28 protein-coding genes and 1 tRNA gene are annotated in these 24,392 nt (G+C 69.0%); 13 read left to right on the top strand and 16 right to left on the bottom strand.

Features of this window, described 5'->3' with window-relative positions:
• Window positions 1-25 precede the first annotated feature (25 nt).
• From ASG32_RS14760 to hemB, 9 genes are all read right to left on the bottom strand, one after another.
• The gene (locus ASG32_RS14760) at window positions 26-1,540 is read right to left on the bottom strand and encodes a hypothetical protein (RefSeq protein WP_056527396.1); all 1,515 of its coding nucleotides are present in this window, start codon (window positions 1,538-1,540) and stop codon (window positions 26-28) included.
• 280 nt (window positions 1,541-1,820) lie between these two features.
• Entirely contained in the window at window positions 1,821-3,113 is a 1,293-nt protein-coding gene (locus tag ASG32_RS14755) for an adenylosuccinate synthase (protein ID WP_020092844.1), read from the bottom strand.
• Window positions 3,114-3,270: 157 nt separating this feature from the next.
• Complete coding sequence (locus tag ASG32_RS14750; protein ID WP_056527393.1) at window positions 3,271-3,573, bottom strand: hypothetical protein; 303 nt, start codon at window positions 3,571-3,573, stop codon at window positions 3,271-3,273.
• 112 nt (window positions 3,574-3,685) lie between these two features.
• Window positions 3,686-4,543, bottom strand: a complete 858-nt coding sequence (locus ASG32_RS14745) for a D-amino-acid transaminase (protein ID WP_056527390.1) — start codon at window positions 4,541-4,543, stop codon at window positions 3,686-3,688.
• Between the two features lie 79 nt (window positions 4,544-4,622).
• Window positions 4,623-5,930, bottom strand: a complete 1,308-nt coding sequence (gene purB, locus ASG32_RS14740; protein WP_026604876.1) for an adenylosuccinate lyase — start codon at window positions 5,928-5,930, stop codon at window positions 4,623-4,625.
• Between the two features lie 119 nt (window positions 5,931-6,049).
• Window positions 6,050-6,796 (bottom strand): arginyltransferase, encoded by a 747-nt coding sequence (locus ASG32_RS14735; protein WP_056527387.1) that lies wholly within the window; start codon window positions 6,794-6,796, stop codon window positions 6,050-6,052.
• Between the two features lie 124 nt (window positions 6,797-6,920).
• Entirely contained in the window at window positions 6,921-7,409 is a 489-nt protein-coding gene (locus ASG32_RS14730; protein WP_042672022.1) for an RDD family protein, read from the bottom strand.
• 98 nt (window positions 7,410-7,507) lie between these two features.
• Window positions 7,508-7,876, bottom strand: a complete 369-nt coding sequence (locus tag ASG32_RS14725) for a hypothetical protein (RefSeq protein WP_020092850.1) — start codon at window positions 7,874-7,876, stop codon at window positions 7,508-7,510.
• Window positions 7,873-8,931 (bottom strand): porphobilinogen synthase, encoded by a 1,059-nt coding sequence (gene hemB / locus ASG32_RS14720; protein ID WP_026604877.1) that lies wholly within the window; start codon window positions 8,929-8,931, stop codon window positions 7,873-7,875. The genes ASG32_RS14725 and hemB overlap by 4 nt, the downstream gene beginning before the upstream one ends.
• A 259-nt stretch (window positions 8,932-9,190) precedes the next feature.
• On the opposite strand from hemB, the gene ASG32_RS35810 reads away from it, so the two are divergent.
• Together ASG32_RS35810 and ASG32_RS14710 are read left to right on the top strand one after the other, a co-directional pair.
• Complete coding sequence (locus ASG32_RS35810) at window positions 9,191-9,601, top strand: DUF6163 family protein (RefSeq protein WP_042672025.1); 411 nt, start codon at window positions 9,191-9,193, stop codon at window positions 9,599-9,601.
• Window positions 9,602-9,761: 160 nt separating this feature from the next.
• On the top strand, window positions 9,762-10,274 hold the full coding sequence (locus ASG32_RS14710) for a winged helix DNA-binding protein (protein ID WP_056527383.1): 513 nt from the start codon (window positions 9,762-9,764) through the stop codon (window positions 10,272-10,274).
• Between the two features lie 9 nt (window positions 10,275-10,283).
• Here the strand turns inward: ASG32_RS14710 and ASG32_RS14705 are convergent, their stop codons facing one another.
• The gene (locus ASG32_RS14705) at window positions 10,284-10,886 is read right to left on the bottom strand and encodes an exopolysaccharide biosynthesis protein (protein WP_267965786.1); all 603 of its coding nucleotides are present in this window, start codon (window positions 10,884-10,886) and stop codon (window positions 10,284-10,286) included.
• Window positions 10,887-11,179: 293 nt separating this feature from the next.
• Here ASG32_RS14705 and bcsS point away from each other — a divergent pair, with 293 nt between their 5' ends.
• Window positions 11,180-11,905: a cellulose biosynthesis protein BcsS gene (gene bcsS / locus ASG32_RS14700; protein ID WP_056527380.1), complete on the top strand. Its 726-nt coding sequence runs from the start codon at window positions 11,180-11,182 to the stop codon at window positions 11,903-11,905.
• On the opposite strand, the gene ASG32_RS14695 is transcribed toward bcsS, so the two are convergent.
• Window positions 11,872-13,470: a cryptochrome/photolyase family protein gene (locus ASG32_RS14695; protein ID WP_056527377.1), complete on the bottom strand. Its 1,599-nt coding sequence runs from the start codon at window positions 13,468-13,470 to the stop codon at window positions 11,872-11,874. The genes bcsS and ASG32_RS14695 overlap by 34 nt on opposite strands.
• A gap of 200 nt (window positions 13,471-13,670) precedes the next feature.
• Between ASG32_RS14695 and ASG32_RS14690 the strand changes: the two genes are divergently transcribed.
• Together ASG32_RS14690 and ASG32_RS14685 are read left to right on the top strand one after the other, a co-directional pair.
• Window positions 13,671-14,534, top strand: coding sequence for a formyltransferase family protein (locus ASG32_RS14690; protein ID WP_056527375.1), 864 nt, complete (start codon window positions 13,671-13,673; stop codon window positions 14,532-14,534).
• A gap of 82 nt (window positions 14,535-14,616) precedes the next feature.
• The gene (locus ASG32_RS14685; protein ID WP_020092859.1) at window positions 14,617-14,958 is read left to right on the top strand and encodes a hypothetical protein; all 342 of its coding nucleotides are present in this window, start codon (window positions 14,617-14,619) and stop codon (window positions 14,956-14,958) included.
• Window positions 14,959-14,974: 16 nt separating this feature from the next.
• Here the strand turns inward: ASG32_RS14685 and ASG32_RS14680 are convergent, their stop codons facing one another.
• Window positions 14,975-16,018 (bottom strand): hypothetical protein, encoded by a 1,044-nt coding sequence (locus tag ASG32_RS14680; RefSeq protein ID WP_056527373.1) that lies wholly within the window; start codon window positions 16,016-16,018, stop codon window positions 14,975-14,977.
• A gap of 407 nt (window positions 16,019-16,425) precedes the next feature.
• On the opposite strand from ASG32_RS14680, the gene ASG32_RS14675 reads away from it, so the two are divergent.
• Complete coding sequence (locus tag ASG32_RS14675) at window positions 16,426-16,716, top strand: PilZ domain-containing protein (RefSeq protein WP_020092862.1); 291 nt, start codon at window positions 16,426-16,428, stop codon at window positions 16,714-16,716.
• 18 nt (window positions 16,717-16,734) lie between these two features.
• Here ASG32_RS14675 and ASG32_RS14670 read toward each other — a convergent pair whose 3' ends face one another.
• The gene (locus ASG32_RS14670) at window positions 16,735-16,914 is read right to left on the bottom strand and encodes a hypothetical protein (protein WP_020092863.1); all 180 of its coding nucleotides are present in this window, start codon (window positions 16,912-16,914) and stop codon (window positions 16,735-16,737) included.
• A 263-nt stretch (window positions 16,915-17,177) separates the two neighbouring features.
• On the opposite strand from ASG32_RS14670, the gene ASG32_RS14665 reads away from it, so the two are divergent.
• Window positions 17,178-18,116 (top strand): hypothetical protein, encoded by a 939-nt coding sequence (locus tag ASG32_RS14665; protein WP_244491953.1) that lies wholly within the window; start codon window positions 17,178-17,180, stop codon window positions 18,114-18,116.
• Window positions 18,117-18,189: 73 nt separating this feature from the next.
• Here ASG32_RS14665 and ASG32_RS14660 read toward each other — a convergent pair whose 3' ends face one another.
• Complete coding sequence (locus ASG32_RS14660) at window positions 18,190-18,477, bottom strand: hypothetical protein (protein ID WP_012322505.1); 288 nt, start codon at window positions 18,475-18,477, stop codon at window positions 18,190-18,192.
• Window positions 18,478-18,593: 116 nt separating this feature from the next.
• Window positions 18,594-18,666: transfer RNA gene (locus tag ASG32_RS14655), tRNA-Ser, on the bottom strand.
• 169 nt (window positions 18,667-18,835) lie between these two features.
• Here ASG32_RS14655 and ASG32_RS32555 point away from each other — a divergent pair.
• The 6 genes from ASG32_RS32555 to ASG32_RS33890 all read left to right on the top strand — a co-directional run bounded on the left by ASG32_RS32555 (window position 18,836) and on the right by ASG32_RS33890 (window position 23,112).
• Window positions 18,836-20,077: a site-specific integrase gene (locus tag ASG32_RS32555; RefSeq protein ID WP_082557881.1), complete on the top strand. Its 1,242-nt coding sequence runs from the start codon at window positions 18,836-18,838 to the stop codon at window positions 20,075-20,077.
• The gene (locus tag ASG32_RS33900) at window positions 20,074-20,772 is read left to right on the top strand and encodes a hypothetical protein (RefSeq protein WP_157861974.1); all 699 of its coding nucleotides are present in this window, start codon (window positions 20,074-20,076) and stop codon (window positions 20,770-20,772) included. The genes ASG32_RS32555 and ASG32_RS33900 overlap by 4 nt, the downstream gene beginning before the upstream one ends.
• Before the next feature lie 87 nt (window positions 20,773-20,859).
• Window positions 20,860-21,069, top strand: a complete 210-nt coding sequence (locus ASG32_RS32550) for a hypothetical protein (RefSeq protein ID WP_082557880.1) — start codon at window positions 20,860-20,862, stop codon at window positions 21,067-21,069.
• On the top strand, window positions 21,066-21,320 hold the full coding sequence (locus ASG32_RS14645; RefSeq protein ID WP_056527364.1) for a DUF6074 family protein: 255 nt from the start codon (window positions 21,066-21,068) through the stop codon (window positions 21,318-21,320). Before ASG32_RS32550 ends, ASG32_RS14645 begins: the two co-directional genes overlap by 4 nt.
• Entirely contained in the window at window positions 21,317-21,886 is a 570-nt protein-coding gene (locus ASG32_RS33895) for a hypothetical protein (protein ID WP_157861973.1), read from the top strand. Before ASG32_RS14645 ends, ASG32_RS33895 begins: the two co-directional genes overlap by 4 nt.
• An 830-nt stretch (window positions 21,887-22,716) precedes the next feature.
• Window positions 22,717-23,112 carry a hypothetical protein gene (locus ASG32_RS33890; protein ID WP_157861972.1) on the top strand — a complete coding sequence of 132 codons (396 nt, stop codon included), beginning with the start codon at window positions 22,717-22,719 and terminating at the stop codon, window positions 23,110-23,112.
• A gap of 505 nt (window positions 23,113-23,617) precedes the next feature.
• On the opposite strand, the gene ASG32_RS14635 is transcribed toward ASG32_RS33890, so the two are convergent.
• Window positions 23,618-24,097 (bottom strand): cache domain-containing protein, encoded by a 480-nt coding sequence (locus tag ASG32_RS14635; protein ID WP_056527357.1) that lies wholly within the window; start codon window positions 24,095-24,097, stop codon window positions 23,618-23,620.
• Window positions 24,098-24,392 lie beyond the last annotated feature (295 nt).

Below are 24,392 nucleotides of genomic sequence, written 5' to 3'. Positions count from 1 at the left end.
TCGGACGGCGGGCGCCGTCGACCGATCACTGCCAGGCGTCGAAGGCGTTCTGCATCACCTGGGCGCCGGCGGCGCCCTTCTCGAAGGTCAGCACCGCCCGGCGGCCGGACGTGTAGCGCAGCGCGATGTCGAACCAGTTCCGGTGGAGGAGCAGGTCGGTGTTGCGCTCGACGTCGTTCTGCAGCGACGACAGGCCGATCAGGAACAGGTTGTCGCGGACCCGAACCGGCAAGCCCGAGACCGGCGAGCCGCGGGCGCTCTGCTCGTCCTTGGCCTGGAGCAACCCGACATCTTGGACGGTTCTGGACGCGGCGTTGCTGCCGCTCTGGCTGAAGGCCAAGCTCACCGTGTGGGAGGCCGGCAGGGTCGCGTCGAGATTGCGCTGGATGGTCATCACCAGCGTCAGGCCGGCATCCGGGATGGTCACGGTGGCGACGACGGCGTTCTGGACCGGCTGCCCCTGATCCCCGTTGACGGTCTCGAGCCGCCACGTCACCCGCCCCGGCGTCACGGTCGGCTGACCGCCCTCGGCCCCCGTCGCCTCCTCGACGAGTTCCGCCCTCTGCGCGACCGCGACGCCCGCGTCGGCCGGCGCGGGCGTGGCCGCGGCCCGTGCCGGCGCGCCGTTCTCGACGCGCGTCGGGGCCTTGGGGGCCGGGGCGGCGTCGCCGCCGACCCGGTCGCCGAACTTGGTCTCGCCTTCCGGCTGCTGCGTGTCCGCGGTCTCCGTGCCGTTCGACGGCAGGTTCTGCGGCCGGTCGCGCAGCAGGAAGGCCGCGACGGCGATCAGGCCGATCACCACAGCCAGGACACCGCCCACGAAGACGTTGCGCAGCACGCGCGACCGACCGGTGCGCGGGGGGACCACCTCGATCCGCGGACGCTGACGCCCGCCCGCGCCCTCGGCCGCCTCGGCGTCAGGGTCGTCGACGGCGGGCGCCTCGGCGGCAAACGTCCCAGCGCCGGACGTCTCGGCGACCGGCGGGGCCGTGTCGGGCGCGGCCGTCTGCGGCGTGCCCGGACGGGGCGGCGCGATCGGGATCGGTGCCTCGCGCGGCCCGTCCGCGGCCTCCCGATCCCCGTCGCGGGCCGCCACCGCGAACGGCGGCTTCGCCGACGGGAGGATGGGCGCCAGCGCGGGACCGGATCCCGGCTCCGGCGGGGACGGCTCCGGGATCTCCGGCTCCGTCGCCGCGGGGACGATCGGCTCGGGGACGGCGGGTTCTGGCGCGGCGGGTGCGGGGACGGCCGGTGCTGGTGGCGGCGCCGAAACCGGGGCCGGAGCGGGCGTCCCGGGCGCCTGCGCGGCATCGTTGGCGGGGGCCGGGAGGCCGCCGTGATCGACCTCGAGCCGCTCGATCGCGGCGTCGAGCGCCCGGCGCTCGAGATCGATATCGGCCTCCGACAGCGGCGGATCGAGGGAGCGCAGCTGGCTGATCAGGGCGTTGCGCGCGCGGTCGTAGACCGCCTTGCGCAGGGCGGGCGTTCGGTCCGGCAGCGCGTCGAGCGCGCGCGCCAGAAGCGGGTAGTAATCGGCCATGATACTCTGGTCCGCCCCTTCGGCCGCCGTCCGGCAAAGCCGGTCGGAGGCCGGGGACCGAGGTCCGCGCCCGCCCGACAGGTCCGGTCGCGGCCGTCGGCCGGTTTGTCGTATCCCGCCGCGCGGGATCAGGGCCCGCGCGCCGGTTGCCTTCGAGACGGCGGGCGGATCGCGATACGGACCGCCCGGCCGCCAGCCCGTTCTAGATCAAGCCCGCGCGGACTGGATACAGGCAGGGCCGCGGAAAACGCGCGTCGTCAACGGGATAGCGCGTGAAGCGTCAATCCTCGAACGGGTTGTGCATGAGGATCGTGTCGTCGCGCTCGGGCGAGGTCGACAGCAGCGCCACCGGCGCGCCGATCAGCTCCTCGATCCGGCGGACGTACTTGATCGCCTGCGCGGGCAGATCCGCCCAGGAGCGGGCCCCCGCGGTCGTCTCCGACCAGCCCGGGATCACCTCGTAGACCGGCTCGATCCGGGCCTGGGCGGCCTGGCTCGCCGGAAGATGGTCGATGGGCTGGCCGTCCAGCAGGTAGCCGGTGCAGACGCGGATCTCCTCGAACCCGTCGAGGATGTCGAGCTTGGTCAGCGCGATGCCGTGGATGCCGGAGGTCCGGACCGTCTGGCGCACCAGCACGGCGTCGAACCAGCCGCAGCGGCGCTTGCGCCCGGTATTGACACCGAACTCGCGCCCGCGGCTGCCGATGGTCTCGCCGATCTCGTCGAACAGCTCGGTGGGGAACGGTCCCTCGCCGACCCGAGTCGTGTACGCCTTGGCGATGCCCAGGACGTAGCCGATCGCGCCCGGGCCGAGGCCTGAGCCCGTCGCCGCCTGCGCGGCCACGATATTGGAGGAGGTCACGAACGGGTAAGTGCCGTGGTCGACGTCGAGCAGCGCGCCCTGCGCGCCCTCGAACAGGATGCGCTTGCCGGCCCGGCGCTCCTCGTCGAGCAGCGACCACACGGTGTCGGCGAAGGGCAGGATCTTCGGCGCGATCGCCTTCAGCTCGGTCAGCAGCGCCTCGGCATTCACCTCGTCGATCCCGAGGCCGCGCCGCAGGGCGTTGTGGTGGGTCAGCACGCGCTCGATCTTGGCCGGCAGCGCGTCGGGGTCGGCGAGGTCGACGACCCGGATCGCGCGGCGGCCGACCTTGTCCTCGTAGGCCGGCCCGATGCCGCGCTTGGTCGTGCCGATCTTCAGTCCGGCATTGGCCGTCTCGCGGAAATGATCCAGCTCGCGGTGGAGCGGCAGGATCAGCGTCGCGTTGTCGGCGATCCGCAGGGAAGACGGCGAGACGTCCACGCCCTGCGCCTTGATCCGCTCGATCTCGTCGATCAGGTGCCAGGGATCGACCACGACACCGTTGCCGATGACCGAGAGCTTGCCGCCGCGGACGACGCCCGACGGCAGCAGCGCCAGCTTGTAGGTCACGCCGTCGATGACGAGCGTGTGGCCGGCGTTATGGCCGCCCTGGAAACGGACCACGATGTCGGCCTGCTCGGAGAGCCAGTCGACGATCTTGCCCTTGCCCTCGTCGCCCCACTGGGCGCCCACAACGACGACGTTGGCCATGCCTGCCTGCTTACCCGCGACGGAAACCGGGACGGCGCCGCCCACGGGTGCAGGCGACGTACGTCGTGAGCCGTTTCCGCGATCCGAGCAACGAAATCAAGCAAGGGGCCGCATGTTCGGACCGCATGGCGGTCGGCCGGAGCCGGTCACGACCGGCTTACTTGGCCTCGGTGCCGGGATCCCGACCGGGCAGTTCGTGCGGCTTGATCACCGGCATGGAGCCGGACTGGTCGGGCTTCACCACGGTGCCGGTCGTGCCGGAATCCGGCGGCTTGATCACGCCGTCGTTCTTCTGGAGCTTGTCGCTGAGCGACTGGTCCTGCGGCGGAGCGTCCGCGTTCGGGCGAACGCGCTCGGGCGGCGCCGGGGCCGGACTGGTCGACTGGGCGCCGGCGGGTACTGCCGCGACGGTCGCCGCCAAGGTCGTCGCGAGGGCGGCGAGCAGGGTCTTGTTCGGCACGAGGGCCTCCCCGGTTCGAGACACGAATTCGGGGAGGAACAGTCGGAGACGGGATCCGTTCCTGTCCGCGATCGGGTCCGACGTCCCGTCCTGTGGACCGGATCCGGCGGCCTCAACCCTGGCGGGCGGCCTCGATGTAGAGCTCGCGCAGGCGCCGGGTCAGCGCGCCCGGCCGCCCCTCGCCGATTGACCGCCCGTCGATCTCGACGACCGGCATCACGAAGGCGGAGGCGCTGGTGTAGAAGGCCTCCTGGGCCGCGTAGACCTCGTCCACCGGGATCAGCCGCTCCTCGATGCGCAGGTCGGCCTCCTGCGCGAGGCGCAACACCGAGGCCCGGGTGATGCCTGGCAGGAGCGCCGTGGAGAGCGGCCGGGTCACGAGCACGCGGTCGCGGCTGATGATGAACGCGGTCGAGGAGGAGCCCTCGGTGACCGCGCCGTCCTCGACCATCCAGGCCTCGGCGACGCCGGCCTCGGCCGCCTGCTGCTTGGCGAGCACCTGCGCCAGCAGGGCCACCGACTTGATGTCCCGCCGCTTCCAGCGCAGGTCCTCGACGGTGATCACCCGGGCGCCGCTCTCGGCGAGCGGGTTGGCGAGCACGGTCTTGGCCTGCGTGAACATCACCACGGTCGGCTCGGTGCCGGCCTTCGGGAAGGCGAAGTCGCGCTCGGCCACCCCGCGGGTCACCTGCATGTAGACGAGCCCCTCGGTGACGCCGTTGCGGGCGACGAGCTCGGTCTGCAGGCGCTCCCAGCCCGCCGCGTCGTGCGGGTTGGGGATGCCGATCTCGCCGAGCGAGCGGTCGAGGCGCGCGAGGTGCGCGGCGTTGTCGACGAGCTTGCCGTCGATGATCGCCGAGACCTCGTAGATGCCGTCCGCGAACAGGAAGCCGCGGTCCATGATCGGCACGCGCGCCTCCTCGTAGGGGAGGAACTGGCCGTTGAGGTAGACGATGCGGGGAGCGGTCACGGAGAGCTGTCCTGTGTTCGGCGCGGGCCCGGAAACGCGGGCCCGCGAGCGCGGGTCGAAGCAGGAATCGTGCGGAGTCTCAGCGGTCGCCGAAGACCCGCCCGAAGATCGTGTCCACGTGCTTGAAGTGGTAGCCGAGATCGAAGCACGCCTCGATCTGCTCGGCCGGGAGCGCCGCGGCGACCTCCGGGTCCGCCTTGAGCAGCGCCAGGAAATCGCCCTCGCCGCGCCAGACCGGCATCGCGTTGCGCTGGACCAGCCGGTAGGAATCCTCGCGGGAGACCCCGGCCTGAGTCAGCGCCAGCAGCACGCGCTGCGAGTGGATCAGGCCGCCGAGCCGGTCGAGGTTCTTCTGCATGTTGGCCGGGTAGACCAGCAGCTTCTCCATCACCCCGGTCATCCGCGCCAGTGCGAAGTCCAAGGTGACGGTCGCGTCGGGGCCGATCATCCGCTCCACCGACGAGTGGGAGATGTCGCGCTCGTGCCAGAGGGCGACGTTCTCCAGGGCCGGGGTGACGTAGCCGCGCACCATCCGGGCGAGGCCCGTGATGTTCTCGGTGAGGACCGGGTTGCGCTTGTGCGGCATCGCCGAGGAGCCCTTCTGACCCTCGGAGAAGAACTCCTCCGCCTCGAGGACCTCGGTGCGCTGGAGGTGCCGGATCTCGATCGCCAGCCGCTCCAGCGACGAGGCGACGACGCCGAGGGTCGCGAAGAACATGGCGTGCCGGTCGCGCGGGATCACCTGGGTCGAGACCGGCTCGGCGGTCAGGCCCATCTTCTCGGCGACGTACTGCTCCACCCGCGGGTCGATGTTGGCGAACGTGCCGACCGCGCCCGAGATCGCGCAGGTGGCGACCTCCTCGCGGGCCGCGACGAGGCGGCGGCGGTTGCGCTCGAACTCGGCGTAGGCCTGGGCGAGCTTCAGACCGAAGGTGACCGGCTCGGCGTGGATGCCGTGCGACCGGCCGATGGTCGGGGTGAGCTTGTGCTCCAGGGCCCGGGTCTTCAGGGCGGAGAGCAGCGAGTCGACGTCGGCGATCAGGATATCGGCCGCCCGCACCAATTGCACGTTGAGGCAGGTGTCGAGCACGTCCGAGGAGGTCATGCCCTGGTGGACGAAGCGCGCCTCGGGACCGACGATCTCGGCGAGGTGGGTCAGGAAGGCGATGACGTCGTGCTTCGTCACCGCCTCGATCGCGTCGATGCGGGCGACGTCGAAGACCGCGTCCTTGCCCTTGGTCCAGATCGTCTCGGCCGCCGCCTTCGGCACGACACCGATCTCGGCGAGCGCCGTGGTGGCGTGGGCCTCGATCTCGAACCAGATCCGGAAGCGGCTCTCGGGCGACCAGATCGCCGTCATCGCGGGGCGGCTATAGCGGGGGATCATGGGGGCCTCGGCACGGTCCGGATTGCGTGCGTGGCCGGTAGCATGCGCCGGGCCGGCCGCTCAATGCGCATCGGGCATGCCGGGACGGCAACCGACGTGAAACGCGCGCCGCACCGGGCTCAGTCGATCCGCACCCAGCCCTGGCCCATCAGCCGTTCCTGCGGCCGGAAGCGGGACTTGTAGTCCATCTTGCGCGAGCCCTCGACCCAGTAGCCGAGATAGAGATACGGCAGGCCGAGCTGGCGGGCACGGCGGATATGGTCGAGGATCATGAAGGTCCCGGGCGAGCGCGCGGCCTCCGAGGGATCGTAGAACGAGTAGACCATCGACAGGCCGTCGGAGAGGACGTCCGTCAGGCAGAACGCGAGCGGCGGCCCGGAGCCGCGGCCGGTGATCGCCGTGTCGGGCCCGTGCCGGCGATACGACACGAGGTGCGTGTCGACGTGGCTGTCCTCGACCATCATGGCGTAGTCGAGCACGGTCATGTCGACCATGCCGCCGTCGCCGTGCCGGGCGTCGAGGTAGCGGCGGAACAGGGCGTACTGCTCGGAGGCGGGCCGGTTCGGCTCCGGCGTGCCGACCCAGTCGGCGCTGCGCGCCAGGATGCGCCGCTGGCTGGCGCTCGGCTCGAACTCGTCGACCACCACGCGGACCGAGACGCAGGCCCGGCACGTCTCGCAGGCCGGCCGGTACGCGATGGTCTGCGAGCGGCGGAAGCCGCCCTGCGTCAGGATCTCGTTCAGGTCGCGGGCGCGCCGTCCGACCAGGTGGGTGAAGACCTTCCGCTCCTCCTGCCCCGGCAGGTAGGGGCACGGCGAGGGGGCGGTGAGGTAGAATTGCGGTGTGTCGCGCGGGTGGCTAGTCACGCTTCTCACAGACCCTGCGCCGGGTTCATCCTCGCGGCGCCGGCGTGACAGTTTACAGGCGACCGGCCGGGGCTCAATGGCCCGGCCGGTCGCACCGTCAGATTTTCATCAGCGGAATCGCGGCTCAGCGCGCGTGGACGACGGCGAGGCCGAGGAGCAGGTCGTGCCCGAGGCGGCGGTCGGAGCGCATGAGCCCGAACGCGATGTCGACGCACCAGAGCAGGAAGGTCGAGATCGCCACGTAGAACAGCAGCGCGTGGACCGCGGCCGTGATGACGTCGACCCGCGCGCCGCTCTCGGGCGCGACGGTCCGCAGGCCCATCATCCGCTGGCCGATCGTGCTCTGCTTCGGGCCGCCCACCGTGATCGCGCTGTAGATGATGCCGCTCGCCGGAAGGACCGCGAACAGCGTCCAGCCGAGGCCGAAGGTGACCACCCCGATCACGGTGATCGCGAGGGTCAGCAGGGCCGTGAAGCCGAAGATGAACAGGATGTCGAGGAGATAGGCGACCGTCCGGCCACCCAGGCTCGCCCGCACGAACGGGATCGGCAACGCGGTGGCGTAGCCGGGCGCTTCGAAGCGCTGCGCGTATCCGGGTTGTGGGTTCTGCATGGTGTCGCGTCCTGCAAGCGAGGCTGCGGACGTGAAGGTGGGTGCGCGCCCCGGATGCCGCAAGGGGATCCGCGAGGAGACGCGGGCGTGGGCGCGCCTCAGCGCCCGGCCGGGTCTCCGGCCGCGGCGTCGGGCGTGTCGAGGTAGAAGCGCTTGAGCATGTAGAGGGACGGGCCCGACAGGGTGCTCGCCTCGGTGGCGAGGGCGACCAGGGTCGTGCCGGCATCGAAGCGGCAGGTCAGCCAGTGCTGCCGGTTCCCGTCGGCGTAGTCGACCCGCACCGAATTCGCCGACGGCCCCGGCGCCGCGCGCAGGAGCCGGATCCCGTCCTGCGGCGCGACTGCCGGGAGCGCCCGGCGGCAGGTCGCGACGCGATCCCGGCGCAGGGTGTCCTGGCAGGCGACGAGCCCCCCGAGGAAGCCGACCACGACCGCGGCCCCGAGGAGCCAGCGGTGCCCGCGCTTCACGGATGGTTGCGCAGGCGCTCCGCGACCCGCGGCGCGTGATAGGTGAGGACGCCGTCGGCGCCGGCCCGCTTGAAGGCGAGGAGCGCCTCGACCATCGCGCGGTCGCCGTCGAGCCAGCCGTTGCGGGCGGCCGCCTCGATCATCGCGTACTCGCCCGACACTTGGTAGGCGAAGGTCGGCACCTGGAACTCGTCCCGCACCCGGCGGATGATGTCGAGATAGGGCAGGCCCGGCTTCACCATCACCGAATCCGCGCCCTCGTCGAGGTCGAGCCGGACCTCGCGCAGGGCCTCGGCCGAGTTACCGGGATCCATCTGGTAGGTGCGCTTGTCGCCGACCAGGGCCGCCTTGGTGCCGATCGCGTCCCGGAACGGCCCGTAGAAGGCGCTGGCGTATTTCGCCGCGTAGGCCATGATCTGCACGTCGAGGAAGCCGGCCTTGTCGAGGCCCGCGCGGATCGCGCCGACGCGCCCGTCCATCATGTCGGAGGGCGCGATGATGTCTGTCCCGGCCTCGGCCTGGATCAGGCTCTGCTCGACGAGGACCGCGACCGTCTCGTCGTTGAGGATCGCACCGTCCCGCATCAGGCCGTCGTGGCCGTGGCTCGTGTAGGGATCGAGCGCCACGTCGGTCATGATCCCGATCTCGGGCACGGCTCGCTTCACGGCGCGGACCGCCCGGCAGACGAGGTTGTTGGCGTTCAGCGCCTCCGAGCCGGTCGGGTCGCGCAGCGACACCTCCGTGTAGGGGAAGAATGACACCGCCGGGATGCCGAGCTTCGCGGCGCGCTCCGCGTCGCGGACGATCTCGTCCACCGAGAGGCGCTCGACGCCCGGCATCGAGGCGACCGGCTCGCGGCGGCCCTCGCCGTCGATCACGAACATCGGCCAGATCAGGTCGTCGACCGTCAGGGTGTGCTCGCGGACGAGGCGGCGCGACCAGTCGGCCTTCCGGTTCCGGCGCGGGCGCTGGGTGATCTTCAGACCCTCCACGCGGGCGCCCTCGCGGGCGGCCTCCACGGCGAGAGGGCGCGGCTCTGGCAGGGTGTCTGACATGCGGCTTCGCTACCGTTCGCGCGGACCACGCCGCGGATCGCGGGGCGCCCGTGCGCCGGAGGCCATCGACTACCACACCGGGCCGGCGCAACGAAACCCGACCGTTGACGCCGGACGGCGGAACCGCTTCAACCCGGCGACCCCCGCCCGATCGATCAGGATCCCGGCCCTTCGCCATGAACCGGCCCCCACCATCCGCGAGCGCTCGATAGTGCCCAGCTACTTTCCGATCCGGCGCAGGACGCCGCGGCCGGGCGGCATCCCGAGCGACCGCATCGAGCGGGCCCAGGGCCCCGCGTCCGGCACGTGGGACACAGTGCTGATCTGGTTCATGCGGCTCACGGCCCTCGTCTGGCTGCTGAAGAGCGTCTTCGCCTGGGCGACCATCCTCGACGTCCTGCCGGGCGTGCGCCCCTTCGAGGCCGAGCCGTTCGGCCGGCAGTCCGCGATCGTCTACTTCGCGGTGATCGACGCCGCGGCGGCGATCGGATTGTGGCTGACGAGCGCCTGGGGCGGCGTGATCTGGTTGCTCGCCGTCACGTCGGCGATGACGCTCGCTGTCCTGACACCGCAACTCTTGCCGTTATCGGTGCCGCTGCTCGTATTCGGAGGCTGTGTCGTGACGTTGTACTTCCTGCTGTCCTGGCTGGCCGCGCAGGAAGCACGGTGAACGAACCGTTCTTGTCTTCATTCAGTTTGTCTTTACCGCGAAGAGTAAATCGCGAATTCATCCTGTCGCTTAAATCGCCTTTCATTCCCGAGCCCTAGCTTAGCCATCATCAACGGCGCCGCATCCAACGGGTGCCGGATCATCGGATGGCGAGGCAGAGATGAAGACCCAGAACGCCCGAGTCGCGCAGATCGAGGCCCCCGAGGAAGCCGCCTCCACCAAGGGCTCCTACCTCGAGGCGCTGCACCTCGTGGAGCGGCTGCATCGCCGGCTGCTCGACGTGATCAAGGACGAGTTCGAGCGCCGCGGCCGCGAGGACGTCAACAGCGTCCAGGCGCTGCTCCTGTACAACATCGGCGACAAGGAGCTGACCGCGAGCGAGCTGCGGACCAAGGGCTACTACCTGGGCTCCAACGTCTCGTACAACGTGAAGAAGCTTGTCGAGGCCGGCTATCTCCACCACGCCCGCTCGAAGACCGACCGGCGCTCCGTCCGGATCAGCCTGACCGACAAGGGCCGCCAGGTCCACGAGATCATCCAGGGGCTCTACGACAAGCATGCCCGGACGATCACGCCGATCGGCGGGATCTCGGAGGAGGATTTCATTCGCCTGAACCAGGCCCTCACCCGCCTGGAGCGCTTCTGGACCGATCAGATCCGTTACCGCCTCTGAGGCGCGCCCTCAGAGGTTCAGCAGGCCGATGATCCCGGCGATCACCGCGTAGGCGAAGCCGGCGTTGATGGCGACGCCGAACATCCCGATCACGAGACCGCCCAGCACGACCAGACCGTCGCGCTCGACGAGACCGAGCCCGACCAGGCAGACGGCGAGACCCAGCGGGATCTGCCCGACGATGGGCGCGGCCACGATCAGCGCCAGCGCCAGGGCGAGCAGGACGATCCCCATGCCGCGCATGCCGAGCGCGGTCTCGAACACGCTGACGCGGGGGCGCGACCAGCGCTCCAGGCGGCGCAGGATCGGCACCGCGCGGGTGACGGCGCGCCGGACATCCGTCAGGGCGATCGAGCGGCCGAGGAGCATCCGCGGCAGCCACGGCGCCGACATCCCGGCGGCGATCTGGATCGCCACGAGGAGCAGGAGCAGGCCGCAGATCAGCGGGATCGGCGGCGGCATGGGCAGGCAGTTCGGCAGCCCGAGCAGGACCACGAGCAGCGCGAAGGCACGGTCCCGCAGGACCGCGACGATGTCGCCCACGGTGAGGCGCTCGCCCTCCTGGCTCGCCAGCACGGTGAGGACGTCCGACGTTCGTGCACCGGAGGTCAAGGATCTGCCAACCTTCGCTTTCCCGCGGGGGCTCTAGCCGAGAACATCTGGCACGCCAAGCACGGCAGATTCGCGACAGCGCGATGGCGTCCCGCGGGCGGACGCGCGGCGGACGGCCCGCGAAGTCCCGGCAAGCACAGCGCGCGCGCCAACTCACCTTTCCGAAGCAACGTCGTCCCTGCAACCCGAAGATCGGCGCGCGAATCCGACAATTCCGGGGGATCGCGAGCGGATCGCGATGAATCGCGGTTAATTTTCTCTTACCGTCCTCCGTAAACGTCGGAGGCTCGACTGTGCCGAACCAGCGCCCTCGCCCGAAGATCGCTGGACGCGCGCCCGTTCTCGCGGTTCTGCTCGCGGGACAGGCGGCCGTCTCGCACCCCGCCGGCGGCAGCGAGATCGACACGCTGCTGTTCGGCAGCCTCGACGCCGGCGGCGACACCTTCCTGACCGTCGGGGCGAAGGCCGGCCTCACCTCCCTCGCGCAGGACGGGTTCACCGCGCTGGCGAGCGTCGGTGGCGGGCGGCGCGCGGAGACCGGTCTGGACGGCCCCCGCACGCGCTACACGGTCGCCGCCGCCGCCCTGGCCGGGTACCAGTGGGTCTTCGACTGGGGCGCGGTCGCGACCTTTGCCGGGCCCGAGATCGCGCGGGAGATGCTGATCGCGGGGCCGCTCTTCGACGCCCTGCCGACGCGCTTCGGGCTCCGGCTCCACGGCGAGGTCTGGGCACGCCCGAGCGAGGCGACGCTGCTCCAGGCGAGCGCCGTCGCTGGGTCGGCCCGCGACAGCCTGTGGGCGCGCCTCGCCTGGGGCTACCGGCTCTGGGAGACCTATCTGGGTCCCGAGGCCGCCCTCTACACGGACAGGACCGGCTACGCGAAGTGGAGCGTCGGGCTGCACGGGACCGACTTCGCCCTCGGCCGGTACAGCTTCCGCGCGTCGGCGGGCCTCCAGTCCGAGAGCGGCCGGGGTCGCGCCTGCCCCTACCTGAGCCTGTCGGTCTGGTCGCCTCTCTGATCGGCGCCCGGCCGGGCCTCGAGGGCGTCGAGGAACGCGGCCGCGTCGCGGCGGATCTCGGCGCGGCGCCTGTCGCCCAGCCCGCGGAGCGTCCGGTACGGCATGGCCATCCGCTGATTGCCCGCCAGCCGGTCCTCGTTCTCGATGAGGAAGTTCCAGTAGAGATAGTTGAACGGGCACGCCTCCGGCCCGGCCTTGACCTTCACGTCGTACGCGCAGGACGCGCAGTAATCGGACATCCGGTCGATATAGGCGCCCGAGGCCGCGTAGGGCTTGGAGCCCATGACGCCGCCGTCGGCCCACAGCACCATGCCGTGGACGTTGGGAAGCTCGACCCACTCGTAGGCGTCCGCGAACACGATCAGGTACCATTCCTCAACCTGAGCCGGGTCGAGGCCGGCGATGAGGGCGAAGTTGCCGGTCACCATCAGGCGCTGGATGTGGTGGGCATAGGCGTGGGCGCGCGTCTCGGCGACGACCTGCGCGACGCAGTTCAGCGTCGTCTCGCCGGACCAGTAGAACCACGGCAGGTCGCGACCCGCGCCGAGGGCGTTGCTGTCGCGGTAGGCGGGCATCCGGGCCCAGTAGAGGCCGCGCACGTATTCCCGCCAGCCGAGGATCTGCCGGATGAAGCCCTCGACGCAGTGGAGCGGCGCCGCGCCGTCGCGGTAGGCGCGCTCGGCGGCCCAGCACACCTCCTCGGCGGTGAGCAGCCCGGCGTTGAGGGCGGGCGACAGGAGCGCGTGGTACAGGAACGGCGCGCCGGTCTTCATCGCGTCCTGATAATCGCCGAAGGTCGGCAGGGCGTCGGCGAGGAAGTGCCGGAGCGCCGCGAGGGCGTCGGCCCGGGTCACCGGCCAGGAGAAGCCGGTGAGATCGCCGAAATGGTCTCCGAACTCGGCCTCCACGAGGGCGATGACCGCGCGCGTGACGGAATCGGGCTGGAAGCCGATCCGGTCCGGCGGACGATGCCCCCTGGGCAGGCGCTTGCGGTTCTCGGGGTCGTAGTTCCAGCGGCCGCCCGCGGGCTCGCCGTCGTCCATCAGGAGGCCGGTCCGGCGCCGCATGCCCCGGTAGAAGGTCTCCATCCGCAGGTGATGCCGGCCCTCCGCCCAGCGGGCGAAATCCTCCCGCGGGCACAGGAAGCGGTTGTCGGCCCGGATCTCGACCGGGACCGCCAGGGTCTCGCGCCAATCCTGCATCATCTCCCAGACGCGCCACTCGCCCGGCTCGGTCACCACGACCCGCTCCGGCCGGTGGCGCGCCACGGCGCGCTCCAGCTCGCCGGTGAAGCTGCCGGTGTTGCCCGCGTCGGTCAGGCGCACGTACGCGACCGTGATGCCCTCCGCCTCCAGCTCGGCCGCGAAGTGGCGCATGGCGGCGAGCAGGAAGGCGATCTTCTGCTTGTGGTGGCGGACATACGTCGCCTCGTCGCGGACCTCGACGATCAGGACGACGTCGCGCTCGGCGTCGAGGTCGACGAGGCTCGACACCCGGCGGGTCAGCTGATCGCCGAGGACGAAGCGCAGGGTTCCGGACGGCGCGGCGCGGCGTTTCCCGGCCATGCCTCAGACCTTCCCGTCCGGGGCGGAGCGGCCGCCATCCGCGGCGCGGCCGAACCCTCCTGTCCCGCCGTCGAAGATCACCCGAACCACGCCGTTCCCCCTTGCCACCGCCGCCGGCCCAATCAAGGTAGGCCCGGGGACGCGGCCGGGCAGGCGGCGGACCCGCGCCCTCCACGTGCACAAGGTCGCAGGCGGCAAGCATGAAGTTCGCGTTCGCCGGCATCGACTTCCTCGGCGGGGTCTTCGAGGGTCTGCTGGACGCCGGCTGGACGCCGGTGAAGCTGTTCACGCGCCCCTGCGACGGGGTCTACGACCACAACGAGGTCGTCGTCGCCCGCGCCCGGTCCCTCCGGCTGCCGATCCAGCTCTCGCGGATCCGCGAGCGGGACATCGAGGTGCTCCAGGCCGAGCACGGGCGCGACTGGGCACTCGTGGTCGCGGGCTATCCCTGGCTCATCAAGGGCTGGAAGGGCCGCGCCGCCTACGGCCTCAACTTCCACCCCTCCCCGCTCCCGACGGGCCGCGGCCCCTACCCGCTGTTCCGGGCGGTCCTCGACCGCTACGAGACCTGGGGCGTCACCGCGCACGTGCTCGCCGACGGGTTCGACACCGGCGATATCCTGGCGCAGGAGATCTTCGCCCTGAGTCCCCGCGAGAGCCACGAGACGCTGCTCGCCAAGTGCCAGATGGCGGCGCGCCGCCTCGCCGCGGGCCCCCTCGGCCGCGACCTGCCCAACCGCTGGCGGCGCTCCGAGCCGCAGGGCGACGGCTCCTACTGGCCGCGCGCGACCGACGCCGACCGGACGCTCGACTTCCGGCAGGACGTCGAGACGGTCCTGCGCCGGGTGCGGGCCTTCGGCACGGTCGAGACGATCGCGCGGCTCGGCGATGCCCGGGTCTACGTGGCGGAGGCGCAGGGGTGGCAGGAGCGCCACGCGCACACGCCCGGAGCGGTGGTGCACCGCCACCGCCGCCACGTCGTGGTGGCGGCCCTCGACGGGTACGTCCAGCTGACCCGCTGGTCGCCGGTTCCCCTCGCGGAGGCCGGGCAGATCGGCCGCTGACCGGCCCGTCCGGGAACCCGAACGCCGACCCCGATGTTTCCGGCGGCCCGGGCACTCCGCCGGGGCCCCACGGGAGCCCGCCATGTCGACCCGCGCCAGCCTCGCCGCAGCCCTCGGATTCGCCGCGCTGTTCACCGGCTCTGCCCTCGCGCAGGCGGTGATCGTCACGCCCGACGAGTTCGGCCCCGACGACGACGTGGTGGTGCGCGATTACATCGTGCGCCGGCCGGTGGGTCCGGGCCCGATCGTCGGATCGATCCCGCTGCGGCCCGGCAGCATCGTGCCGCCCGACGTGCGGCTCGCGCCCTTCACGGAGGCCCCGAACCCGCGTCTGCGCCGCTTCGGCTACTTCGTGGCGCCGGGCGACAAGATCGTGGTCGTCGATCCCGACACCCGCGCGGTGGTGCGCATCCTGGACCGCTGACGGCCGGCGGCGGCGCTCACCAGTCGCTGAGCACCGCGCGCTTCCAGCGGTCGGGCGCGACGCAGCGGTACTCGTAGGCCTCGTCCCAGGCGTGGTCGCCGGGGGTGCAGGGCGCGCGGCTGCTCGCGGGCGGCCGCGGCAGGCTCTCGCGGAGCGAGGCGGCCTCGATCTGCCCTCTGTCGCTCACGCGCATGACCGGCCCGGCCGGCGTGCCGTAGACCAGATCGCGCCCGTCGAAGCCGATGCTGCGGGAGAAGCCGCCCTCGCGGTTGCCGTCGAGCCCGATCGCCTGCCCGGCCGCGAGCAGCATCGGGACGCCGGTGAAGCGCGCGGCGGCGGCGTCGATGCCGATGCCGTAGGTCCCCTCCCCCTGGAACGAGATCGCCCGGTCGGTGATGGAGCCGGTGAGGTTGCCCATCAGGATCCCGTAGCCGGTATGGGCGCCCGGAACGCCACCAGTGGAGATCTGAAGTCCGACCCGCTGGCGATTGCGGTCGGTGGTCGGCGACTGCGCCGAGACGTCGATCTCGGCGCCGATGCAGGAGGCGACCGGATCGGCCTCGTCGGTCATGTCGACACAGTTGAAATTGCCGGCCCAGGAGGGCCCGACCGGCCCCAGCCCGTTGGGCTCCTTGAAGATCGTGCCGTTGACCGCGACGTTCTGCGCGCCGGTGCTCGCGAGGGCGCGGTTGTGCAGCTCGCCCGTGATTGTCCACTCGTAGCCGGCGTTGTGCGGGCCGGTGGATCCGAGCGCCCAGAGCGCCTTGTAGGTGTGGGTGGCCTCGCCCGACCCCTCCGGCACGTGCCGGTCGACCCGCAGCGTCGAGACCGGATCGAAGCCTTGGGGCCGGTTCCAGAGGAAGACGTGGCCGCCATCGAGGCCCATCACCCCGGTCCCCTGCACGCTGCGGGAGAAATTCGGCGGCCACGGCTGCGGTGCGGACGCCGGATCCGTCGCCGGCGCGGCGCGCGGCGGCTGTCCGGGCGCCTCGGCGGCCGCGACCGTCGGAACGCCGATCGCGAAGCACGCCATCAGGGCGGTACCGGGGCGGATGCGCATGATCGTCTCCGGATATCCTCTCGGCGCGGCCTCGCCCAGGATCGCACTGGCAGAACCCGCCCGCGGGACCAGATAGGTTACAGCATCGCATCGGCGACGCCGGCCACGGGCGCCCGCGGATGCGGCACCCGCCGCGCCATGGGAGCGAGCCGATGACCGCCCTGCGATTCCTGCGCAATTGGTTCCTGGTGTCGATCCCGCTCGGCCTCCTGATCGGCCGGTTCATCAAGGCCGGCGAAGGGCCGCCGAGACGAGACCGGCGGTGATTACCGGAGACCGGTCCGATAGACAGGGCGCGACTTGCTATTCTGACGCTCGGATGTCGATCATCAATAACATGTTAGCGAATCCGGCGCATTTTTACTGATATCGCGCCATACCGGCCGACCAGGGCAGGAACTTCGGCCGTGTCCCGCAACGCCAGCACCCCTGCCGCCGTCGCGGAACGCCGGGCGACCGAGCGGAGACCCACCGCCTTGCTGGCCTTCGCCCAGCAACGGGACGGCGCGCGCTATCCCTGCCAGGTCATGAACATCTCCGATCGCGGCGCGATGCTGGAGTTCCTGGGTTCGCAGGCGGTGCTGCTGGAGGACGTGTTCGACCTCGTGCTGGCGAGCGCCGAGATGCGCTACGCGGTCCAGCTCGTCTGGCGGAAGGAGCGGACGGTCGGCGTCCTGTTCTGCGGCGAGGCCGTGTGAGAGGTCGACCCTGCGGGCTCAGACCGCGAGCGTCGCCATCAGCGTGAGCCCGACGGCCGGCAGCGCCAGCGCCAGGACCGCGAGGGTGTCGAGGGGTGCGGGCCGGCTCGCCGCGAGCCAGCGACGCTCGGCGAACTTCTCGGCCGCGAACCCGGACAGGACCAGGCCGCAGCCGACGAACGTGACAAGCGCGGACATGGGTCGACCCTTCTTCGCAACGCCGCGCCGTGTGATGCGCCCGACGGGAGTACCCGCGGCGCAGCTATAAAGTTTCACCGCGGCGCGGATACGCGGGCGAAAGCGGCGGCGCGCCGGGAAAGCCGCCGGCGCGCTCTCGCCGCTCCCGGGGACGAAGGGGTTGCAATCCCGCGCGGATCCGTCGAGGCGGGAGCCCAGCGTCATCGACGGGGATTGTCGCGGGCGGCGGGAGGCCGGAAGCTTTGAAGACGAGCGGCAACGGCGTGGCCGTCGGACACGATGGCTGGCTGTACTGGGTCGGACGCGCCCGCGAGGTCGAAGCCTTCTACGGCGACACCGCGACCTCGCGGCGGATCCTGAAGCGCTGGACGCGGCTCATCGGGCGGCGCGCGCGGCGCCTCGACGACTTCGGGATCCGGCACGTGCACACCGTCGTCCCCGACAAGCTCGCGATCTATCCGGACCTGCTCGGCCGCCCCTTCCCGGGGCTCGACGATCCGCCCGGGGTTCGGCTCGCCCGGCTGGTCGCCGGGGACAGCGGGGCCCCGATGGTCGACCTGCAGGCACCGCTGCTGGCGGCGCGGGCCGAGGAGCCCGTCTACCTGCGGACGGACACGCATTGGACCTACCGCGGCTACCTGACGGCGTACCGCGCGCTCTGCGAGGCCCTGGACGCGCCGGTGGCGGCGCACGTCTTCGCGGGGACCGGCGCGACCGAGCGCTTCACCTTCGACCTCGGCGAGAAGCTCGTCCCGCCGGTCGACGAGGCGTACGTCGCCTACGATTTCGCGCGCCGCGCGGCTCGGATCGACTCGAACGCCCTGGTGGCCGTGCGGGAATCCGGCCGGGCGGTGCGGCCGCGCGGATTGTTCGTCGGATCCCGCGTCGTCCTGAGGAACCCGGAAGCGCCGGATCGGCGCCGCGTGGTGCTGTTCGGCGATTCCTACATCTACAGCCCGGGCGCCCGGCTCACGGCGATGCTGGCGGAGACCTTCGCCGAGGTGCACGCGATCTGGTCGGCGAACATCGACTGGGCCTACGTCGAGGATGTCCGACCCGACATCGTCATCTTCGAGATCGCCGAGCGGTTCCTGCGGCAGGTTCCGAACGACCGGATCCGCATCGATCGCTTCGCGGCGTCGCGCGCGCGGCGGGCCGTCCGCCCGACGCTCCGGGAGCGGATCCGGCGCTGGCTGCGCTGAACCCGGCCGCTTCTAAAAGCGAGAGCCCCGCCGCGGTGGCGGCGGGGCTCTGCTCCCTCCGGTGCGCGGCGGCTCAGTAACCGCGGCCGTAATAGCCCGGGCCCCGGTCGAAGGCGCCCGCCGCGGCGGCGCCGGCGGCCGCGCCCGCGATACCGAGACCGATGGCGGCCCCGGTCGACAAGCCGCGGTGACGGCGGTAGCCGAAATCGCGCCGGTGGCCGTAGCCGCGATCGTAGCCGCGGCCGTAGCCGTAGCCGTGGTGGCCGCCGTAGCCGTAGCCATAACCCTGCGCCTGTGCGCCGGTGGCGCCGAGCGCGCCGAGGGACAGGGTGACGGCGGAGATGAGTGCGAGCTTCCGCATCGGTGACTCCTTCGCAGTTGCGTTGGGACCCCAACCCAAAGCGCAACCAGGGGTTCCGATTTTCGTGTGGGCAGAGCGCGAACCGTGCCGGATGTCAAAAGTGAGGATCGAGGATGTGGTGAGCGCGCTGGGACTCGAACCCAGGACCTACAGATTAAAAGTCCGTTCGAGCCCGTTCTGACACCGCTCAAATCCGTGCATCCTCCGCTCAGCAAGCAGCTGACGCAGAACGGCTTGACGCGCGATGATCGCTCAATCATCAATCATGGGGTAACACCTCCGGGCACGCAGTTTCCGTTACCCGAGTGATACCCCGCAGCCGGATCCCGGCTCGGGTAACGCCGTCCGGGGGTGCGCGTTGGCTGTCCTGACACTGAAGTCTGTCGAAGCGGCGAGGCCCGATCCGAGCAAACGGCGTGAGCTGCCAGACGGCGCGTTGCCGGGCCTCTACCTTGTCGTGCAGCCAGGCGGCGGGAAGTCCTGGGCGGTCAGATACCGGGCTAACGGCAAGCCAAAGAAGCTCACAATTGGCCCCTACCCCCGGGTGCCGCTAACTGAGGCCCGCGAGGCTGCACGAGCCGCCTTGCGGGCTGTCGCTGAAGGGCGGGACCCAGCCGGCGAGAAGCGTGCAGCAAAGGCCGAACCCTCGGCAGCAGAGTCGACACGATTCGGCGCGGTCGCGGCGGACTATATCGAGCGTTACGCCAAGCCACGAAATCGGAGCTGGCGCGAAACTGAATCGTTCCTGACCCGCACACTCGACGCCACGGACCGGTGGCAAGATCGAGATATTCGTACGATCGGTCGGAAAGACGTGCTTTACGCCCTTGATGCGGTGGTGGCACGCGGCGCCACCATTCACGCGAACCGGCTGTTCGCAGCCCTGCGGCGGTTCTTTGCTTGGTCAGTCGAGCGCGGGATCCTGGAGGTCTCGCCAATGCTCGGCCTCAAGCCGCCCTCCCCTGAGGTGTCACGCGACCGCGTGCTGACCGACAGCGAGGTGGTCGCAGCATGGAAGGCGGCCGAGCAAATCGGCTACCCATTCGGCCCTGTTGCACAATTGCTGATCTTGACGGGTCAGCGTCGATCCGAGGTGCTCGAGGCGGAGTGGCGGGAATTCGACCTCGACGCCGCGACGTGGACAATCCCTAGGACCAGGGCGAAGAACGATCGAGCGCACGTTGTGCCGCTCGCGCCTAACGCGGTCGAGATCCTGCGGGGCCTGCCGCGGGTCGGGCAGCGCCCTCGCCTGCTTTTCACGACGACGGGCACGACCGCGTTTTCTGGCGTCAGCAAGGCCACAGAGCGCCTTCAAGCCTTGGCGGCTGCAACGCTACCGGACGTCGACGAAACGGCGCCCTGGCGGCTCCACGACCTCCGCAGGACCTTCGCCAGCGGATGCGCACGCCTAGGCGTGCCGGTGCATGTCGTCGAGAAGGCCCTCAACCACACCTCCGGCACGCACTCGGGAATCGTAGGCGTCTATCAGCGCCACGACTATGGTGAGGAGCGACGTCGGGCAATGGAGCTCTGGGCCGCTCATCTCGACGGGTTGATTTCCGGAAGCGCCAAGGTTGTCCAGCTGGAAAGGCGCGCGTGATGGCTCCTGAGAATGAAATGCTGGAGGCTTTCTCTGCTGATCAGCGACGCCAGCTTGCTGAGGCATTGGGTTTAAAGTGCACAGAGGAAATCGAAGCTGCTGTTTTAGCCATTGTTCAGACGATCATCTTTCATCATTTGATGATCGCCGCTAAAAACCGAACGCCGAAAAGAGTCAAAGCAAAGCGAAAATTATTGCAAATTGCCGATGCTGCACGAAAGCTACATTTATTATTATCAGATTTCGAGATATCTAATAGCATTGGCAATGAGATTGGCAAACTTGAGATCTTTTCTCCCGAAATGGCGAAAGTATTTCACCGCCGGCCCCTGTGGATTGACGATGAAGTGAGTGTGCACGATATGCTCGGCATGCTGAAAAATATTGACATGAACGCGACGTTACTTGCGACTAAAGATAAATCTTTTAGCTATCATTATATGTTACCCACCATGCACGAGGCCAATCGAAATTTCGATGCCAATATGCTTTGGCCGAGGCTCTTTAAATTTTGGGAAATGGCAGGAAATGTAGTAGCAGCCACGCCAGACGGCCCGACATTTCGGTTTCTTGGGCTGATCCACGAAGTTGCGAAGATTCAACCGCCTGAACTCGGCTCTCTCCGCTCTGCGTGCGAGAGGTGGCGGACGGATCCGATGCGTGAACTGCATGAGGAAGTCCCCTGGCTGGCGTGAATCACTTTTTTGAATTTTCCTCGCAATTCCACGTGTCGGAATTCGCGCGCATTGAAACGGACGCTCGCAAGCAAACAGGGGCGACCGATGAGCGACACAGAGAACTGGCTGAATAGCGCTGAGGTTCGGGCCAGATATCGAATTTCGGCCGCAACGCTGAATCGCTGGGACCGCGACATCGCATTGGGGTTCCCGACACCGATGGTGATCAACCGGCGCAAGCTCTACCCGTTGTCGCAGCTGCTGATCTGGGAGAGATCACAGGCTTCGGCGGCCCGCCGGACGGCCGCAGCATGAGCGCGCTCATCCTCCCCTTCCCGCGGGTGCGGGATCGGCGATTCATTCGCCGGCACGCCGCACACATGGCCACCGCTTCAACCACGACGAAGGCGGAGGCACACCTCGCCCGGCAGCTCAAGATCCAGCGCGAGACGCTTCAGCGGCGCGGCGTTGCAGAGGACGGGATCAGGGCTGAGCTAACGGCGATCGAGGGCAATATCCGCACGGCCTGCTGGACGATGCTCCTCGCGCCTGGGGGAGCAGCATGACTGCACATGTCATGCGCCGGCGGGTCGACGCGACCGGCCGCTCAACTGGCAAGCTGGCGGACCCCAGATCCCAAAAGGCCAATTCGCCGCCAAAGAATGAGCCCTGGATCTGGCTCACACAAGCTATTTTGGAGAGCTTTGCCTGGCGAGCGCTTTCAGGAGGCGCGCAGAAGGTGGTTTGCCGGGTCGCGCTCGAGCACATGCTGCATGGGGGATCTCAGAATGGCGATTTGCCGGTGCCTTGGTCGGACTTCGAGACGTACGGAATAGGGTCCGCATCGGTGCTGCCTGCTTTGGAGGAAGCTATTGCGGTCGGGCTCATTCAGCGCACGGATCCGGGCCATAAGGCTTGGGGCGGCTTTAAAGGTCGCGCTGCCCGTTACCGACTCTGTTGGCTGCCGACCCACGATGGACATCCGGCAGTGGAAAGCTGGCGGCGGTTCGAGTCGCTTGCCGAGGCGAGGAAGACTGCTACCGCAGCACGGCAATCAGTGACGGCGGTTCGCGAGCAAGCTCGAGATGAAAACACCATCCTGGAGAAGCCAAGACGAAATTTGGCGATCTGATTGGCTGACGGCGAATTTTCGACCACCCCTGAAATCTAACCTCTTCCACCCCTAAAACCGAAGCTGGCACCCCCTCTACCACCCCTAATCTGAGGGTGGAAAACGGCAAATCCTCCACCCCTAAATTGTGGGGACTCTAAATATCTTGGCTGGGTGTGGGCCCGCGGACAGCGCGCCGGCCACGCTCCGAGCTTCACCGCCAACACCAGAGATCGGCCACAGCTGCGGCTGTGCGACCTCGCGCTATCGAGGATGGAGAGAAGCTATGTCCAAAAGCGAAAATGAGAATGACCTTCACCGGGTAGCCGGCATGGAGCACCCGATCACGCGGTCCCGCTCAATATCCTCGCCCGGGCAACCAACGTCGGAATGACCGATGCGGACATCAGCCTGATCGTCGACGAGCTCGCCGCCGGACGTGGCCTTGATCAGGTGGCCGCGTGACCAGGGATGATCCGAGTCAGATCCTGGCGACCCTGCTCTGTCGCGTCCCCGTGCACGCGGTTGACGTCCCCACGGCCCAGAGAGCCGGAGACGCCGCCGTGGCCTACGCCTCAGCCATGGCAGCATGGTGCAGGGAAGCCGCTCAGGCCGTAGCAGCTGCCATGGTCACCAGCCCCGGCCATGGCCACCACGCCGCGCCCGACGCCTTCGCTCGGATCGCGACCGCGTCGGCGCTGACCCAGCAGGCGGCCGAATGACCCCTCCCATGCTGAAGAGGAGGGGTAGGGGCAAATCTTCAGCCGATCAGGGGTTCGGACCGCTCCGGTTCTCACTCGCGGATTTTATTTTTCAGTGGTCCGATTTCGTAATTCAAGTGGGAGGTTGTGATGGCGGGTCAGCACGGCGGTAAACGCCCAGGCGCGGGTAGGAAGCGGGCGGCGATTATTGCACCCGAACCCATTCTCGAGCTCGTCGAATTGCTTGAGCGTCTGCCGCGTACTGCGGTCGGCCGCCAACGGCGATGCGCACTCGCCTTGGCAGCATTCGGAGCTGATGACAGGCAGATCAGCGCGGCGCTTGGAATGGATAGGGAGCAAGTCACACAACTCTTCGGCACCGACATCGATCTGGGACGGATCGCTCTGCAGGCGAACATTAGAAAGGAGCTCATGCGCGCTGCACTTGGGGATGGACGGCCCTTCAGCACAGCAGCCGCGGCCGCCGCGCTGAAATTGCTTGCCCCGCAAGACAAAAGCCGCCTCGATCGCGGCGTTTCGACCTGAGGCAATGCCATGAGGCGCCTGCAAGTCGGCAATCCAGCAAGTTGCGTAACCTCAGCCTGTTGCTTGCAATCTTCAAAATGACCCTGAGCCTTCCTGCCGTGACGCCGCTTCGGCGCGGGTCCCTCGCATCATTCTTCAGAGCATTGCCCTGCAACTGCTTATCAAGTTTGGCCGCCGCACTCGCGCCCACCTAAATGCTAAGGCAGCCCTTTTTCCCAAATTTCGCCGCCGTAGATTCGACCGCGATCATACTCAGCGTTTCGGAACATCTGCTTGCCGGAGATTTGATCGCCTTCAGATGACCGAAGGTGGCCGAAAGCGGCCCGTCTGCATCGGATAAGGTCAGTTGTGAAAGGGGACAGGCTCCTGCCGCCGCTTGGCAGCCGCCCGGGATGTCATCGACGAGGCATCACTTACGAGATCATATTAGACCTTTGAAAACCTTGCGGCTGCGCCGATGAGCTCATCTCCTGTCCTCGCCGTTCCGTCGGGGACGATGGCGGCGTCAATCGACATAGACACCCGCCCCCACGAGTGCATCGACGCCGTCGACGCGCGTCGCGCAGATGTAGCTCCACTTCACGTGGGCATGGGACTGTCCGGGCTTGGGGAACATGTAATCGACCCAGCCGGAGCCGAACGTCTTAACGACTTCGATGAAGTCTCTGTGGAACCGCTTTCCGTCAGCATCGCGGTCGTCGAGGAAGTCCCGTTCTTCGCGGTCCGGGCGAGCGGCGTTGAACAGCACGATGCCGTTCATGTCGACCACGAACAGGTAGACATCCGCGTATCGCCAAGAGCTGCCTTTCGTCCTGAAGTCCGCAAAGGCTTCGCTGCCCCGTTCCACTAGAACGTCGGAGGCCTTGTTGACCAGGGACTCGATCTCCGCCGCTTGATGTGAAATAGGGAATTTCCCCCGCCCGAGAACAGGAGATGGGGCGACCAGGATCAGCAACATCAGACATGCCGCCAACGTCTTGAACATGTTGCCGCCTCCCGTCGCGTCATTTCGATGAGGCACGATGCGAGTTCAGTTCCGGCGTGGCTCGAACCAGTCCCGCGTGACATCTGGACCCGACCGCTGCGTGCGTCACCCAGGAGGCTCGCCGGAAGCACGCCCGTTCCGGAACGGCCCGGCAATCCGGGCCAGCGGGGTCTAAGAAGTCCTGCTGGGAGCCTTGACGCTCACTCGCGTGTTCGACCGGCGGCAGAGGCCACGTTCGTGCGCCGCCTCGCCTGATAGAGACCTGCCGATTTCCGAACGGCGCCTCAAGCGGAGG

It is taken from the genome of Methylobacterium sp. Leaf361, from assembly GCF_001424445.1.
Classification (GTDB): Bacteria; Pseudomonadota; Alphaproteobacteria; order Rhizobiales; family Beijerinckiaceae; genus Methylobacterium.
Note: the sequence above shows the minus strand (reverse complement) of the source record. Positions and strands in the feature narration are given on the sequence as shown.